This window comes from Lamprobacter sp. (assembly GCF_034860625.1).
Classification (GTDB): domain Bacteria; phylum Pseudomonadota; class Gammaproteobacteria; order Chromatiales; family Chromatiaceae; genus Lamprobacter.
Window position 1 is genome coordinate 1 of record NZ_JAYESN010000091.1, and the last position, 16437, is coordinate 16437.

The 16437-nt window shown below is 63.8% G+C and carries 13 protein-coding genes and 1 pseudogene; 13 read left to right on the forward strand and 1 reads right to left on the reverse strand.

Annotation, left to right across the window (positions count from 1 at the left end):
• Positions 1–203: 203 nt before the first annotated feature.
• The 11 genes from VBE63_RS18790 to VBE63_RS18840 all read left to right on the forward strand — a co-directional run bounded on the left by VBE63_RS18790 (position 204) and on the right by VBE63_RS18840 (position 12910).
• Positions 204–527 carry a PepSY domain-containing protein gene (locus VBE63_RS18790; RefSeq protein WP_323684553.1) on the forward strand — a complete coding sequence of 108 codons (324 nt, stop codon included), beginning with the start codon at positions 204–206 and terminating at the stop codon, positions 525–527.
• Positions 528–543: 16 nt separating this feature from the next.
• Positions 544–1203, forward strand: a complete 660-nt coding sequence (locus VBE63_RS18795) for a response regulator transcription factor (protein ID WP_323684554.1) — start codon at positions 544–546, stop codon at positions 1201–1203.
• Positions 1200–2552 (forward strand): sensor histidine kinase, encoded by a 1353-nt coding sequence (locus VBE63_RS18800; protein WP_323684555.1) that lies wholly within the window; start codon positions 1200–1202, stop codon positions 2550–2552. The genes VBE63_RS18795 and VBE63_RS18800 overlap by 4 nt, the downstream gene beginning before the upstream one ends.
• Positions 2553–2734: 182 nt before the next feature.
• Positions 2735–3490, forward strand: a complete 756-nt coding sequence (locus VBE63_RS18805; RefSeq protein WP_323684556.1) for a cytochrome b/b6 domain-containing protein — start codon at positions 2735–2737, stop codon at positions 3488–3490.
• A gap of 194 nt (positions 3491–3684) precedes the next feature.
• Complete coding sequence (locus VBE63_RS18810) at positions 3685–5100, forward strand: TolC family protein (protein ID WP_323684557.1); 1416 nt, start codon at positions 3685–3687, stop codon at positions 5098–5100.
• A 71-nt stretch (positions 5101–5171) separates the two neighbouring features.
• On the forward strand, positions 5172–6290 hold the full coding sequence (locus tag VBE63_RS18815; protein WP_323684558.1) for an efflux RND transporter periplasmic adaptor subunit: 1119 nt from the start codon (positions 5172–5174) through the stop codon (positions 6288–6290).
• Entirely contained in the window at positions 6290–9472 is a 3183-nt protein-coding gene (locus VBE63_RS18820) for an efflux RND transporter permease subunit (protein WP_323684559.1), read from the forward strand. Before VBE63_RS18815 ends, VBE63_RS18820 begins: the two co-directional genes overlap by 1 nt.
• A 175-nt stretch (positions 9473–9647) precedes the next feature.
• Positions 9648–9950, forward strand: coding sequence for a DUF3240 family protein (locus VBE63_RS18825; protein WP_323684560.1), 303 nt, complete (start codon positions 9648–9650; stop codon positions 9948–9950).
• A 242-nt stretch (positions 9951–10192) separates the two neighbouring features.
• The gene (locus VBE63_RS18830) at positions 10193–10486 is read left to right on the forward strand and encodes a hypothetical protein (protein ID WP_323684561.1); all 294 of its coding nucleotides are present in this window, start codon (positions 10193–10195) and stop codon (positions 10484–10486) included.
• 200 nt (positions 10487–10686) lie between these two features.
• Positions 10687–10866, forward strand: coding sequence for a hypothetical protein (locus VBE63_RS18835; RefSeq protein WP_323684562.1), 180 nt, complete (start codon positions 10687–10689; stop codon positions 10864–10866).
• A gap of 223 nt (positions 10867–11089) precedes the next feature.
• Positions 11090–12910 carry a hypothetical protein gene (locus VBE63_RS18840; RefSeq protein ID WP_323684563.1) on the forward strand — a complete coding sequence of 607 codons (1821 nt, stop codon included), beginning with the start codon at positions 11090–11092 and terminating at the stop codon, positions 12908–12910.
• Here the strand turns inward: VBE63_RS18840 and VBE63_RS18845 are convergent.
• Entirely contained in the window at positions 12895–13413 is a 519-nt protein-coding gene (locus VBE63_RS18845; protein ID WP_323684564.1) for a hypothetical protein, read from the reverse strand. The two genes, VBE63_RS18840 and VBE63_RS18845, sit on opposite strands and share 16 nt — an antisense overlap.
• Before the next feature lie 549 nt (positions 13414–13962).
• Between VBE63_RS18845 and VBE63_RS18850 the strand changes: the two are divergent.
• Positions 13963–15034, forward strand: a pseudogene (locus VBE63_RS18850) (IS110 family transposase).
• Positions 15035–15733: 699 nt separating this feature from the next.
• Complete coding sequence (locus VBE63_RS18855) at positions 15734–16051, forward strand: hypothetical protein (RefSeq protein ID WP_323684565.1); 318 nt, start codon at positions 15734–15736, stop codon at positions 16049–16051.
• The last annotated feature ends 386 nt before the right edge of the window (positions 16052–16437 follow it).

The window sequence follows — 16437 nt, forward strand, 5'->3', positions numbered from 1 at the left end:
GGACGAGCCTTGCTGGGGGCACTCCTCGGGACATTATTACAGCCGGAAGCATGTCCTCAAAACCCACAATGAGCCTCGTCAGTTAGGATTCGAGGTCAAGATGTTCAGCGGTAATTCAGCTTGCCCGATCAGACTACCATCGTCTTACTACCCCCGTCTTTCGAGCCCATCGGGCGGTTTTATCAGGAAGCCTTCGAGATGCGATGATGTTCAACCGGAAACCAGCCGCTTTTCCAGCCTGTCTCCTGTTCATCGGCGCGATGGTCTTCACCCCCTGTGCCTTGGGCGATTCCCTGGATCACGACAGCGTCAAACGTCTGCGCGATGAAGGCCGTATCCTGCCGATGTTCGAGGTGATGCGACGCGCCGAGCGGATTCAGCCGGGGCAGTTGCTGGAGGCGGAACTGGAGCGGGAGGATGGACGCTACGTCTACGAGATCCGTATCCTCGACCCGGCGGGTCGGGTCCATGAGCTCGAGTTCGATGCTGCCAGCGGCGTCCTGATCGAATCCTCGTACGACGATTGAGCCGGAGACATCGGGGATGCGCTTGTTACTGGTCGAGGATGATCCCGCACAGATCGCGGCCCTGTTGCCGGCCCTGAACGCTGCTGGATTCGCGGTCGATCAGGCGCGGGACGGCCTGATCGGCGAGCGCCTGGGCGAGACCGAACCCTATGACGTCATCGTGCTCGATCTCGGCTTGCCCAAACGTCCCGGCCTGGAGGTGCTGCGGCATTGGCGCGCCCGTGGTCTGGCCGCGCCGGTGCTGATCCTCACCGCACGCGATGCCTGGACCGAGCGTGTCGATGGGCTCAAGGCTGGGGCCGACGATTATCTGGGCAAACCCTTCCATGTCGAGGAGCTGATCGCGCGTCTCAACGCCCTGACGCGCCGCGCGGCGGGCAATCTGCGCCCAGCGCTCGCCATCGGCGGTCTCTTGCTCGACGAGGATCAACAGCAGGTCACTCGCCCCGACGGCGAGATCCGTGAGCTGACCGGCACCGAGTTCCGCTTGCTGCGCTATCTGATGCTCAACCCAGGGCGCATCCTGTCGAAGACGCAGCTCCTGGAGCACGTCTACGAACTGGAGGCCGACCGCGGCGACAATCTGATCGAGGTCTATATCCGGCGTCTGCGCGAGAAGATCGGCCGCGATCATATCCAGACCCTGCGCGGCCAGGGCTATCTGCTGAAACGATGAGGTCGCTGGAAGGCCGACTCCAGCTGGGACTGGCGTTCAGCCTGGCACTGCTGATTGGCGGCGCCTGGTGGCTCGGGCACGCCGCCCTTCACCATACCGCTAACGCCTTTGTGCTCTCGCGTCTGGAGCACGACGCCGAGGGACTGCTCGGCGCACTCAGGTTCGATGCGCTGGGTGCCCTACGTCTGGAATCACCGCGCCTGACGCCCGTCTATGAGCAACCCTATTCGGGACACTATTTCGTCATCGTCCCGGCGACGGGCAAGCCTCTGCGCTCACGTTCGCTATGGGATACGGATCTCGAGGTTCCGATGTTGCATCCCGGCGAGACACGACACTGGATGCTACCAGGCCCGGACGAACAGCATCTTCTAGCTTGGGCGGAAGGCTATCGTTTTGGCGATCACGATCTGGTCTTGGCCATGGCCGAGGACATCAGGCCGCTGAGTGCCGAATTGCGTCACTTCGAGCGCCTGTTCGCGATCATGGCTGTGGGCGGGTTGCTGCTGAGTCTGCTGATCCAGCGCCTCATCGTGCGCCGCGCCTTCGCCGGACTGCGGCCCATCTACCGCGACATCGAACAGCTCGAACGCGGGCGTATCGTCACCCTGAGCGAGGACGTGCCGCGCGAGATGCAGCCCTTGGTGCGCAAGCTCAACCGTCTGCTGGTCCTGCTCGGCCAGCGTCTGGAACGCTCGCGGACAGCGGCGGGCAATCTGTCGCATGCGCTCAAGGGGCCGTTGGTGCTCCTACGCCAATACCTGACTGATCCTCAACTGAAGCTGACGCCCGAGACGCGCGCCGGGCTACTGGATCAGGTTGAGCACCTGCGCCGGATCGCCGAGCGTCAGCTCAAGCGCGCGCGTTTGGCCGGGGCGGGCGGCGTCGGTGAGTTCTTCGAGCCGGCCACCGAACTGCCGGTGCTCAAGCGCCTGCTCGAACGCATCCATGCCGCGCGGGCGCTGCGGATCGATCTGGAATGTGCCATCGATACGCCTCTTGCCCTCGATCGCGAGGACATGCTGGAACTGCTCGGCAATCTGCTCGACAACGCCTGCAAGTGGGCGCGTAAGCGCGTGCGCGCCCAGCTCCAGGTCGAGGCCGGAACCCTGGTCTTGCAGGTCGATGACGATGGCCCGGGCTGCTCGGAGGAGGCCATCGCCGAGATCACCAACCGCGGCGTGCGACTCGATGAGCAGGTTGGCGGGCATGGTCTGGGGCTGGCGATCGTCAAGGAGATCGTCGCCGGCTATCAGGGTGTCCTGGGCTTCGATCGTGCGGGCGAACTCGGCGGGCTGCGCGTGGATGTCCGGCTGCCGCTCCAGGATCGAGAACTCGATGGACGCTGATCGATAGAGCTTGTCCAGGCAATGCGTGGCTTGACTCGAGTTGGATACAACGACCGCCTTCAGCTTGGTTTCAGCTTCGACCCTTAAGCTCTCGCAATCATGTCCAATCCCGAGTCCCCGCGAGCGACCGTTCACTGGTTGGCCGCAGGCGGGTGACTTCCGGCAACCAAGCGAGAAACCCCATGTCCGATCCAGGCGGTACAGCCTTTCAGCCAGACTCGATTCAGGTTTGGGATACCTTCGTGCGCGTCTTCCACTGGACCCTCGCGGTCGGTTTCTTCGTCGCCTATTTCAGCGAGGACGTACAGCTGCTGCATGTCTGGACTGGTTATCTGATCGGCGTCCTGGTCTTGGCGCGGATCATCTGGGGCTTCGTTGGGCCTCGGCATGCGCGGTTCTCCGATTTCGCCTTCCCGCTCAAGGCCGTGCTGGCGTATCTGTTCGACCTGGTCCGCTTTAAGGCGATCCGCCACATCGGGCATAGCCCGGCCGGCGCGGTGATGGTCTGGGCTCTGCTGGCTGGCCTGCTCGCCATCGTTGGTTCTGGACTGGTGCTGTATGCACTGGAGGAGAACGCCGGGCCGCTCGCGGGTTTCGTTCGTGCCGACGAGTTGAGCCAGGGTGCTGCGCCCTTCGCACTGGTCCCGACGGCTCAGGCCGATGATGACAGCGAAGAACATGGTGAGCGGGGTGAGCGGGGTGAGCGGGGTGAATCCGCCGAGCGCGCTGGTGAGAGCGATGCCGAACATGAGTCTGGTCAGCGCGAAGAGCACGAGGGCGCCGAGGAGGTCTGGGAGGAACTGCACGAAGTCTTCGCTAATCTGGTCCTAATACTGGTCTTGCTGCACATCGTGGGCGTCGTTTTCGCGAGCATCGTCACGCGCGAGAACCTGCCACGCAGCATGGTTACTGGTCGCAAACGACCGCTCGGCAAATGAATCTGCCTGTCGCTTTTGGGCGCCAACGCGTCTCCTATGCTTGTTCTTGGCGCCAAGTCGCCCCCGGTGCTCGGCGCCTGACTGGGCGAGCGGGTGCGCACGTGCAGGCATCGACTGTATGGCGCAACAAGCGCTTGAGTGCATGCGTTGGCGCAGTCTGGTTTCTGCTGTCGATGTTGGTTCTGACGGCACCCATGACGGCCGACGCCGCTGCGCCTGACAACGCCTTAGCGTCTACTGATACCGCTAGTTCCGCTAGATACTCTGATTACGCTGGTATTGCTGGTGCCGCTGATACGGCTGGTGCCGCTGGTGCCAATGCGACATCACCGGCGACGCTCGCTGAGGCCGTTGCGGGTGCATTGGAGCAAGCCGGGCAGCTGATCCGCACGGATGCGCTGCGCGGTGAGGCCGACGCGGTACGTCGCCAGGCCGGTGCCTGGACCGCCGCTGATCCGGCGCTGCGCCTCAAAGGGGTGTCCGATCGCTTCACCGGCGATGACGGCGCCTATGAGGTCGAGGCCCTGCTCGAGCTACCGCTCTGGCTGCCCGGCCAGCGCCGCGCGCGCTTGGGGCTGGCGAGTTCGCTCGGCCTGCGGGCCGAGGCCCTGGCGCGGCTATTGCGCTGGGAGGTTACCGGTACGGTGCGTGATGCGGTCTGGGCAGCCAAGCTCGCCGAGGTCCAGCTGCAGCAGGCGAACGCCGCCTATGAGGCCGCACGAGGGCTCGAGTCAGTGGTGGCCAAACGCTACAACGCCGGCGAGCTGGCGCGGTTGGACCTGCTGACGGCGCAGCAGGAGACGCTTGCCCGCCAGGCCGAACAGACTGCGGCACAGGCGGACTGGGAGCAGGCGAAAGCGGCCTATGTGCAGATCACTGGCCGGCTGCAGTTGCCGGAGCCACCCAACTGGCCCAGCGTGCCACCGGTCACTGCTGGCCAGGAGGTTGGCACCGATTCCAATGCCTATTTCGATCAGAGCCAGGGCGTCGGAGCCTATTCCCACGGCAGTCCCCTTGCTGGGAGCCAGCGCCTTGGCAGCGACGGTATGGCGAGCAACGGCATTGGCGGATTACCCAAGGATCATCCGCTCCTCGCCGAGGCCGATGCCGCACTGGCGCGGGCACGCGCCGAGCGTGAGCAGGTCGTCAGCGATCGCCGTGGCAATCCCATTCTGAGTCTCGGTGGCAGGCGCACACGTGACGCGCGTGTGTTTCCTGACGACGATGCACTGCAGCTCGAGCTGTCGATCCCGTTCGGACTCGCCAGCCAATCGGCACCAGAGATCGCCGCCAGCGAGCGGCAGGTGACCGAGCGTCTGGCCGAGCTGCATCGAATGCGCCGCGAGGCCGAGCGCGAACTGGTGGCGGCGGTGCTTGGCCGGCGCGGGGCTGCCGAGGCCTTAGCAGTTGCCGAACGTCGCGCGAGCTTGGCTGCCGATGCGCTGTCGGTCGCCCAGCGCGCCTTCGAGCTCGGTGAGACCGATCTCGCCGAGCGGCTGCTTGCCGAGCGCCGCGCCCGCGAAGCCCATCTCGACCTCGCCCTGCGCCGCGCCGAACAAGGCCAGGCGTTGGCGCGAGTCAATCAGGCCTTAGGGATGATCCCGCAATGATGTGGTCTAACCGTAACGGTCGCCTGCCAACCTCAGATCTGATAGCGCAGTCGGGCCGAGTTCAACGCTTATTGTGCAAGCTCGTCCCGAGGCTCGGCCCCGTACTGGGAGCGATCCTGCTGCTCTTGGGCGCCTCGATCGCCACGAGTGCCACCGCGGCTGATGTGATCCCGCTATCGCGGGCCGAGCAGAACCGCTTTGGCATCGAGCTGGCCGTCCCACAACCGGCTGAAACCACGCTGACCCGCCGCTATCCGGCGCGTGTCGCGGTGCCGAACCCGCAGTTGCGGGTGGTGGCCGCACGCAAGGCCGGGGTGGTCGAGACCTTGCTGGTCGCCGAGGGCGAGCAGGTGACCGCAGGGCAGATCCTGGCCCGTCTGCAGAGCCCGGATCTGGTCTCGGCGCAGAGCGACTATCTCGAGTCCCTGACCCGACTGGCGCTGGCCGAGAGCGAGGTCGCGCGCGATCGCATGCTGCAGCGCGAAGGGGTCATCGCCGAGCGCCGGCTGCTCGAGAGCCAGGCGCGCCGCGACGAGCTGGCGACCCTGGTCGAGCAGCGCCGCCAGGTGCTGGCGCTGGCCGGGATGTCCGCAGCTGATATCGATACTCTGGCCCGCAGCAGGACCTTGACCACCAGCCTGCCGGTGCGCGCGCCGATCGCGGGTGTGGTGCTGGAGCAGATGGTCAGCACCGGCGAGTCATTGACCGCGGCCACACCACTGTATCGGATCGCCGACCTCGAGCCGTTGTGGATCGAGGTCCACGTACCGGTCGATCGGATCGCGGGCCTCGCTCCGGGCGACCGGGCGCTGCTGCCAACGCTTGGCATCGAGGGGCGCATCATCACCATTGGTCGCCTGGTCCACGCCCAAGACCAGGGCGTGCTGGTGCGCGCCGAGGTGGCCGATGGCGCTGAGCAGCTGCGTCCGGGCCAGTTCATCGAGGTGCAGCTCGCCGCGACCACCGAGGCTGGCGGCCGCTGGCGGGTGCCGGCTGCGGCGGTCGTGCGCCATGCCGGTGAGGCCATTTTGTTCGTCGCGCGCGAGGGCGGTTTCGAGGCGATCTCGGTGCGGCTGATCGCCGAGGAAGAGGGCGAGACCGTGGTTACTGGGTCGCTCGCGGCCTCGGATCGGGTCGCGGTCAAGGGCGTGGTCGAGATCAAGGCGGCTTGGCAGGGAGCCTCCAACTGATGTTCGGTCGCCTGATCGGTTTCGCGCTCACCCAGCGGCTGCTGATGCTGCTGATCGCCCTGGCCCTGGTCGGCGCCGGCTGGCGCGCCTTCCAGCAGACCCCGATCGATGCCTTCCCTGATGTCTCGGTGCCGCAGGTCAAGGTGGTGATGAAGGCACCCGGCATGACACCAGAGGAGATCGAGACTCGGATCACCAGCCTGATCGAGATCGAGATGCTCGGCATCCCGAACCAAGTCATGCTGCGCTCGATCGCCAAGTACGGGCTCACCGACATCACCGTCGACTTCGACGAAGGCACCGATATCTACTGGGCGCGGCAACAGGTCTCGGAGCGGTTGGCGGCGATCCGTGGTGACCTGCCGGCAGGCATCGAGGGCGGCCTCGCGCCGCTGACCACGCCGCTCGGCGAGATGTTCATGTTCAGCATCGAGGGCGACGCGCTGACGCTGGCCGAGAAGCGCGATCTGCTCGACTGGACCATCCGCCCGGCGCTGCGCTCGGTGAGCGGTGTGGCCGATGTCAATTCGCTCGGCGGTTTTGTGACCACCTTCGAGGTCGAGCCCGACAACGCTCGGATGAGCGCCTATGGCATCAGCCTCGCGCAGTTGCGCACGGCGATCGAGGCCAACAACCGCAACGATGGCGCCGGGCGCCTCGATGATGGCGAGGAGGTCTTGCTGGTGCGCAGCGAGGGCGCGATTCAGACCTTGGAGGACCTGGCCGCGATCGTCGTCGGCGGCGATGCCGGCCAGCCGGTGCGCGTCGCCGATGTCGCTGAGGTGCGGCGCGCGGCGCTGACCCGCTATGGGGCAGTGACGCGCAACGGCGAAGGCGAGGCGGTCGAGGGACTGGTGCTCGGTCTGCGCGGCGCCAATGCGCGCAAGCTGGTTGCGGGCGTCCAGGCCAAGCTCGATGAGCTCGCGGCTGGGCTGCCCGATGGTATCCGCATCGATGTGTTCTACGATCGCGGTGTGCTGGTCGATCGCGCGGTGTCGACGGTGAGCATGGCCTTGGTGCAGGCGGTGGTGCTGGTCGTGCTGCTGTTGGTGCTGTTCCTCGGCGACCTGCGCGCGGCGCTGACGGTGGCCCTGATCCTGCCGTTGGCGGCGCTCGCGACCTTCGTGCTGATGCGGGTTTTCGGGCTTTCGGCCAATCTGATGTCGCTCGGCGGCCTGGCGATCGCGATTGGCATGCTGGTGGATTCGGCCGTGGTCGTGGTCGAGAACGTCGTCACCCAGCTTGCGCGCCAGGGTGCAAAGGGTAGCGAAGGCGGCGCCGGTGCGGCGGTGCATGCCGAGTTGAACGCTAAGCCAGATGCTGGGCCAAGCGCCGAGCCGGGCGCCAAGCCGAGTGCGGTCGGCGCTGCCGCGGGCACCGGTACACGCCGCCTGCCGCGGCTGCATCTGATCTATCGGGCGACGCGCGAGGTGGCGCTGCCGGTCGCCTCCGGCACCCTGATCATCGTCATCGTGTTCCTGCCGCTGCTGACCCTGCAGGGGCTCGAGGGCAAGCTGTTCGTGCCGGTCGCGCTGACCATCGTCTTTGCGTTGGCGAGCGCGCTGTTGCTGTCGCTGACGGTGATCCCGGTGCTGGCCTCCTATCTGCTTGGCAAGGGTGGCGCCGAGGAGCCCTGGGTGGTGCGTCAACTGCTCAAGATCTATGGCCCCTCGCTGACCTGGGCGCTGAAGCGCGAATGGCTGATCGTCGGGCTGGCCGTGGCGCTGCTAGTTGGCGCCGGCGCGCTCTATCTGCGCGTCGGCAAGACCTTTATGCCGACCATGGATGAAGGCGATCTGATCGTGCAGTTGGAGAAGCTGCCGTCGATCAATCTGGAGCAATCGCTCGACATCGACCTGCGGGTGCAGCAGGCGATCATGGAGGCGGTGCCGGAGGTCCGCGGCGTGGTGGCGCGTACCGGCTCCGACGAGCTGGGCCTGGACCCGATGGGGCTGAACCAGACCGACAGCTTCTTGGTCCTGGCACCGCGCGACGAATGGCGCTTTGCGACCAAGGACGCGCTGGTCGATGCGATTCGCAGCGTGCTCGAGGGCTTCCCGGGGCTCGACTATGCCTTTACCCAGCCGATCGAGATGCGCGTCTCGGAGATGCTCACCGGCGTGCGTGGCGATCTCGCGGTCAAGGTCTTCGGCGGCAACCAGGATGAGCTGAATCGGATCACCGAGGAGATCGTCGCGGTGCTCGACCAGCTCGAGGGGGCCGAGGATGTCTTCACACCCAAGAATGAGGGCGCGCAGTACCTGAACCTGGTTGTCGATCGGCTTGCGGCCGGGCGGCTCGGGGTCGATGCCGACGCGCTGGCGGCGATGCTGCGCGCCCAGATCGAGGGGCTCGAGGTCGGCACCATCTATCGTGAGGGCAAGCGCCGACCGCTGGTGATTCGTGCCTCTGAGGCGCTGCGGACCTCGCCGGCGCGCTTCCGTGGGCTGCAATTGGCGCTGGCGGACGGGCGCTCGGTGCCGGTGGAAAACCTGGTTCGCATCGAGCGCGTCGAGGGGCCGGTGGTGCTCTCGCGCGAGCTCGGCAACCGCATGTCGACGGCGATCGCCAATGTCGGCAGCGGGCGTGATCTGGTCGGCTTCGTCGAGGAGGCGCGCGCGGCGGTGGCCGAGCAGGTGCAGCTGCCGGTCGGCTATTGGATCGAATGGGGTGGCGAGTTCGAGAACCAGCAGCGCGCCGCCGCGCGCTTGGCGCTGGTGGTGCCGGTGGCACTGCTGCTGATCTTCCTGGTGCTGTTCTCGACCTTCGGCTCGCTGCGCCAGTCGCTGCTAGTGCTCTCCAACATTCCCTTTGCGCTGATCGGCGGCGTGGTGGCCTTAGCCGTCACCGGCGAGTACCTGTCGGTACCGGCCTCGGTCGGCTTCATCGCGCTACTCGGCATCGCGGTGCTGAACGGGGTCATGCTGGTGACCTGGTTCAACCAGCTGCGCGCGATGGGACGGCCGATGCAGGAGGTGGTGGTCGAGGGCGCCAAACGTCGCCTGCGACCGGTGTTGATGACGGCCACCACGGCCGCGTTCGGCTTGGCGCCGCTGCTGTTCGCGACCGGCCCCGGCTCGGAGATCCAGCGCCCGCTGGCGATCGTCGTCATCGGCGGGTTGGTCTCCTCGACGCTGCTGACGCTGGTGCTGTTGCCGATTTTGTATCGGCGCTTCGGTTGATCAGCGCTTTGGCTGAGTCGTGTCGCTGCTGATGATCTCAACCACTGATGATGTCGATGCGGGTACCACCCATGAAAAATCCGACGATTGCTGACCCGATCGTCGGCAACCCGAGGATCGGCAAGTGACCCGCCGGGACCGCCCAATTGATCGCAAGCCTGACTGGAGACCGCTGATGGCCGATTGCCTACTGCATCTGATCTGCTCGCCGAAGCTTGAGGACAGCCTGGCCGAATGGCTGCTCGAGCGTGCCGAGGTACCTGGTTTTACCAGCCTGCCGATCGCCGGTCATGGCTCTTCCGAGCAGTCCATGAGTCTGGCCGAGCAGGTGGCCGGGCGCAGCCGACGAGTGATGTTTCTGCTCGAGCTGCCGGAGCCGACCGCGCGGGCGCTGCTCGAGGCCGTGCGTGCCGACTTCAGCGGCAGTGGGCTGCATTACTGGCTGCTGCCGATGCTCGCGGCTGGCCATATCGACTGATCCAGGTCGGCTGATCCATCGATCTACCAGCCACGCATTCGCGCCTGTGAGCCGGGTTTGGTCAGGGCGTTGTTTCGCGCCAAAGGTTTTACAACAGCGGGCGTTTTTAGCGCCCAACCAACGGGGATGACCTGATGTTCGACACGCCAAATCACTCGCTTCGGCTTACCCTCATGCTGACGCTTGCCATAATCCTTGGCCCAGCTTGCGCCACGCCGCCACTCAGCGATCACACTGACGGCATGAAGATTGAGCGCATCTCTTCAAACCACTACAACTTCAGCCGGGTTCGAGTCGAACCAGGTGTTGATTCGATCAGTGTCAGTGGTGAGGTCGCGCGCTTCGCCTCGCACCGCGGCATGATAGCGGGCAAGGTCCGCATCGCATTGATCGGCGCCGAAGGGCAACTGCTTGAGCAGGCAGAGGTCAAGCCGATGCGCCGCAATCGGCAGGATCGCTCCGCGCACTTTCATGCGCGCTTGGCGATGCCCGCCGCAGCTGTCGGGATGCTGCGCATTGAGCACGAGGTCTTCTGACACTTGGATGCCCTGCAGCAGATCCTTGGCGCCCGCTCGGGAGACCAATGTGTCCTATGATTCAGCGTTGACCTGATCTACTGCCCTCGCTACCCTCAGTCTGCAGTCCTCTGTAGAGTCGCGGGGGCGCTTAGGCTTCCTTACGGCAATAAGATCCAGAAAAAAATGGCCTCTCGGCCATCACCCGGGGAGAGATGTTGATGAAATCACTGTTCCTGTTGTTCCTGTTCGCTATTATTGTTGTCGCAGCGAGCATGTTCTTTAAGGGCCATTCTAATTCGGTCAACCTTTACCACATCTGCGGTAAACAGGTGCCCTGGTACGACGCGATGTTCTTAGATGCGATCAGGGATCGGTCTAGCTGCGAGAAATATCAGTGACTCGCAGCCGGCCTCGGCAAGGCCATTTTGACTGACGCCACACTTGAGCAGGCTGCAGGGAAGGAAGGTGGACGAAGCCCCAGCGCCGATATCACGCGGTGAGGATTCCGCCTCATCCAACGATGCTGGTCTACCCCTGAATGCCCTGCTTGCCTATGCTTGCTGGAGATTGCTCCAGCAAGACCAGGTATGCCGACTCGAAAACGAAGGTTAAGGTGCTGTGATGTCCCGACGTTTTCCCCGATTGATCTCGCTCGTGATCCTGCTACTGTTCATCTGCGCCGGTGCCGCGTCGCTAGTCCAGGCAGAGGCTGAGGCGGAGGCGGAGGTAGAGGCTGAAGATCCAGTCGTTGCGGTAGAGGAGGCCGTTGCTGAAACGCAAGCAAGCGCGAATGCCGATGCGAGCGCACCTGCCGATCGAGCCGACAGCCGCGTCCCGGCGCTTGGACTGACCGCCGAGTTCGAGGCCGAGCAGGGCGAACCTCTGGACCCCACGGCTCTCGATTCACTCAAGGCCCTAAACCAAGCCTTGGCTAGCAAGGAGCAGCAGGTCAACGAGGTCCAGCAACGGCTGGTGCAGGCCCAAGATCAGGTCACCCGCGAGGAGCTGGCTGGGCAGTTACGAGAGCTGCGCGCAGAATTGGCCGAGGATCGGCAACAGTTCGATCGCTTCGCCCTGGAGATCGATCTCAGCCCCTTCATCAATGAGGAAGAGCAATCCTTCGATTGGCAACAGGAGCTGAGCGGTCTGCTCAAGCCGATCCTGGCTGAGCTAAAGAGCGCCACCGCGGAGTCGCGCGCCATCGGCGACCTGCGTGCCGAGCTCGAGACCATCGGCGAACGCAAGACCCAAGCGACAAAAGCCGTCGAACGGCTGCACTGGCTGCTCAAGCAAGACCCGTCAGACGCGTTGCGCGAACGGCTGGAAGAGCGCCTGTCTTATTGGCAGCGCCTTGCCGACGAGGCTAACAACCGCTACACCGCACTGGATCTGCAACTCCAGAACAAGCTCGAAGAGCGCCAATCGCTGCTCGACGAGACCACCTCCTATGCACGCCACTTCGTGCAGACTCGCGGTCTGAACCTGCTCCTCGCGCTGACCGCCTTCGGTCTGGTCTTCTTCGGCGTGCGCTGGATCGCCACCCAGATCATGCGCATGCGCAAGCCCCAGGCCGAGAAGCAATTCAGCAGCCGCCTGGCACTGTTGCTGCTGCACGCCTTCAGCGTGCTCGGCGGCCTGCTGGCGATGATGGCGGTATTCAATGCCGCCGGCGATTGGTTCATGCTCGGCATCATCATCATCTTTCTGCTCGGCATCGGTTGGGCGAGCATCCATACCCTACCAAGCCAGATCGAATCGGTGAAGCTCATCCTGAATGTCGGCACCGTGCGCGAGGGTGAGCGCCTGCTGTTCAATGAGGTGCCCTATCGGGTCGACTCCCTCGCCTTCCGGGCTAAACTCGTCAACCCCGAGCTTGAAGGTGGTGTGCAGGAGCTGCCCGTGCGTGACTTGGTCGGCTACCATTCGCGACCCGCCGGCGAGGATGAGGCCTGGTTCCCAACCCGCCTTGGTGACTGGGTTGAGCTCGACGATGGGCTGTTAGGACAGGTCAGCCATCAGAGTCCGAGTGCGGTGCGCCTGACCGACCTCGGTGGTGCCGAGATCCTCTATCCAACCAGTCGCTTCTTGCAGCAGCATCCGCACCGACTCTCTGACCGCTTCCGCATTGTCGAGCACTTCGGCATCGACTACTGTCATCAGGCCATCGCCACCACCGAGGTGCCGGAGTTGATGCAAGCAGCGCTTGAAGACGCGTTGCCTAACCTGCTTGACGACGGGCAGCTACGTACCCTCAGCGTGGTCTTTGAGAGCGCTGGCTCCTCCTCGTTGGATTATCGCATCGAGGCCCAGCTGGAAGGCGCCGCTGCGCCGCGCAGCGAGCTGATCCGCGCCGGCATCCAGCGCATCCTGGTTGACGCCTGCAATCAGCATGGCTGGACCATTCCGTTCACGCAGATCAGGCTGCATCAGGCCTCGGGCTGAGACCAAGGCCAGCACCGACACCTGATGACAGGGGTGATGGCTGCATGGCTGTACACGACCTCGCCGTTGCTCAACGTGCGGGTCGAGCACTGCGGGCAGTGAATGGTCTTAGAGCTGTGATACTGCGTGCCATCCAAGGCGATCAGCAGGCCCCCATGCGGGCCGCGATGGGAGGCGAGTGCGCCTTGCTCATGCAGCGCCTCAACGCGCTCGATGAACACCGGGAACACCTGCTCTGGGGCGATGGGATCGAGTAAGTTGCGGATCTGCTGATCACTGGGAATCTGATGGATACCGAACAGGGTGTTGGCGTTGTTGGCACCGCGCTCTTTCTGCATCCGGCGCTGAAAGTCCAGAAACGACGGGCTTTGCATGAAGAACACGGAAAACGCGCTCAAGGCCGCGTCGCCGATGACGTAGCGCTGGTTGTTGCCGCCCTTGCGGTGATCGGGGAGGCTAAACAGGGCCTCGCGGATGCTGGCCACCAGGTCGTTGGCGAACACCGGGGGTGTCGGTGTAAGTGCGGGTGTCGGTGTGGAGGTAGACTTGAGGACCATCGGCTAAAACGAGAGCTTCAACCGCTTTCTGAAAAGCGACTGATAACATGCTGGTTTCAAATTTGGTTGCGCCAGGCAAAGCCTGGAAGAGGGGGAAGAACGCCAAATGAGTTGAGCAATCGGAAACCTCTGACCGTGACCCGCCGGGTGCAAGTCCCGAACCGGAAAGGATTGGCCATCCACCGGAACCGAGTGTTGCGTGGTGCGGGGGCGACCCCGCCTGCGAAGCGTACACAGGGGGCGGCTAGGCCCTGTGATGGAGCCTCGAAAGAGAGCGATGTGGAGCCGACGTTTTTCAAATGGCGGAAGGCAACAGTGGGTGCGCCGAGAGAGGCCAGGCGCGACCACCCCACCGGGGTCTGAGAGTAGGGCATGGTCGCACGGGTCACCCAGGAACCTAATGGAATGGTCCGCCCCGCTCCTACAACGCACCCGAAGCGGGCAGAAGAGGCGATGGAAAACCCACCTATCGTCTAGCAAGAACGGAGCAGACCAATGAAGCAGTTTAGCAAACAACCCGTCGCCACCATCGGTATCGATTTGGCCAAGAACAGCGTCCACGTCTTTGGCGTCGATGCCCAAGGCGAGGTTGTCTTTAGCCGCAAGTTGGTGCGCCGTGCCCTAAGCGCCTTCATCGCCCAACAACCGCCGTGCTGCGTCGCCATGGAAGCCTGCGGTAGCGCGCATCATTGGGCACGCACCTTCCAAGGTTTTGACCATGACGTGGTGCTGATCGCACCTCAGCATGTGAAACCCTTTGTGAAGACCAACAAGAACGACGCCGCCGATGCCGAGGCCATCTGCGAAGCGGCCCAACGCCCACGCCAGCGCTTTGTGCCCATCAAGAGCGTCGAGCAGCAAGACATCCAGGCCGTCCATCGCCTGCGCTCGCAAGTCATCGGTCAGCGCACTGCGCTCGTGAATCAGGCACGTGGATTGTTGGCCGAATACGGCATCGTCATGCCGCAAGGACGCGCGGCGGCCATGCGCCGGCTTCCTGAAATCCTGGAAGACGCTGCGAATGGACTGAGCGAGCGCTTTCGCGCTGAGCTGAAAGGACTGCTGGAGGAGTTGCGCCCCCCTCGATGCGCGCGTCGTTCACTACGATGCGCACATCAAAGCCGTCGCCGACACCCGCGAGTCGGCCCAGCTGTTGATGAGCATTCCCGGTATCGGCCCACTGGTGGCCACCGCTTTGCTCGCCACCCTGGGCGATCAGTGGGGCCTGTTTCACAACGGTCGGGCGCTAGCGGCCTGGCTCGGGTTGGTCCCACGACAGCACTCCACCGGCGGCAAAGCGCGCTTGCTTGGCATCAGCAAGCGCGGCGATGTGTATCTGCGCCAGCTCTTGATCCACGGAGCGCGGGCCATGATGCGCTGGGTCGAGAACAAGGAGGACGCCCTCAGTCACTGGGCGCGTCATCTCAAGCAGCGTCGCCATGCCAACGTCGCCAGCGTTGCGATGGCCAATAAGCTCGCGCGCATCGCTTGGGCGGTGATGACCACCGGCAAGCCGTTCGATCCTGCGCGCGGCGCGCTCGCGAAGCCGACGACGGTGACGGCGTAACGGCCCGCCGCCCATCAACAAGCAATTTGAACCAGCCCGTCACCAGGGCATTAACCGAGTTTGAGACCACGAGTTGCGACGAGTGAACATCACTGTGATGGCATGAAAGGCACGACCGCCTCACTGAAAACCTGGAGCCCTCCAAAGCCAGCTGACGCTGAGACTGGGAACCTGATTGAGGACGGTGAGGTACGCGCATTCCATCAGGGCACGGGGACCATGAGCATCCCGTTATCGATGCCGGATAGTTGGCTGCAACGTTTCCTTCTGCTGATCAGCGATTTTCCTCTTGCAACGCGGGGCGGACCATGTAGGGAGGGCTTGTCCAGCGTCAACGCATCGGCACCTGTCATAAGCCGGAGCCGAGCCAACGGTTCCGTTTCAGCCGAGGCTATGCGTGCTTTGTCTGTTACGACGTAACGGACCCGCCTCGAAGATGCCTGATGGGATGCAGCAGGAGCGGGCCAGCAATCCCGAGCATCAGCGCCTCTTTGTGATCCCAAAGCTGTTACACAGTAACGAGAGGCTCTCACTGTGCCTGAGCTGCCCCTCAATCCCCCGCTGAAGCCCTGCGAATCGGTAAAGACATCCGCCACGGGCTTGTGGATATTGGCAGCGTGGATGACGGGAAAACCCAGGCAGCCATCCTGGAACACTTGCTTCGATCCGTCGTGGAGCAATGCTAAAGGACACATCGAGATGAGTCGTTTTGAACGGTTTGGCGGAGTCGCGTTTGAAACGCGAAAAGGTGCGCCACCTCTGGCAACAGGCTCAACAAACATAAGACCTGATCTCGGAACGGGTCTGCGTCTTCGCGGATTCCCTCTTGACAAGCGGGAGTATCTTGAAAAGACGGTGCTGAATGACGCTCCGCATCGTTGGTTCCTTTCCGCAAACATCGTCAGGAGACGCTATGCACATCAATCGGTATCTGGTCACCAGCGCACTCGTTATGAGCCTCGCCGCAACGGCAGCACAGGCGCAGTCGTTCAACTCGATGAACGGGCAGCAAGGTGACTGGTCTGGTCACCAAGGCCAACAATACGGCTCACCGTCGACGATGAACCGAGCGGGGAGAGGGGCCGTGAATCCAAGCACTGGCGAATACCTAGCACCAACTGGCAACGGCGGGTACACAGGTACAAGAGACGGGCGCTACTACGCCCCTTCAGGACCGAGCGGCGTGATTGATACAACGACTGGGCAGTTCATCCCGACGCACTGACGACTTCACGCCCAAGGATGGGCAGGCACCCACCCGCGATGATCCCACGGTCTGAATGCGCTCACTCGGGTTTACGCACCTGGGGTACCTGTCACACCGGGCCATGCCTGCAGAAGGCGCTCATCAGTAGCGGTTACCCACGCGAGATCATCGCCGCTGCCTTCGCGGAACTCATCGC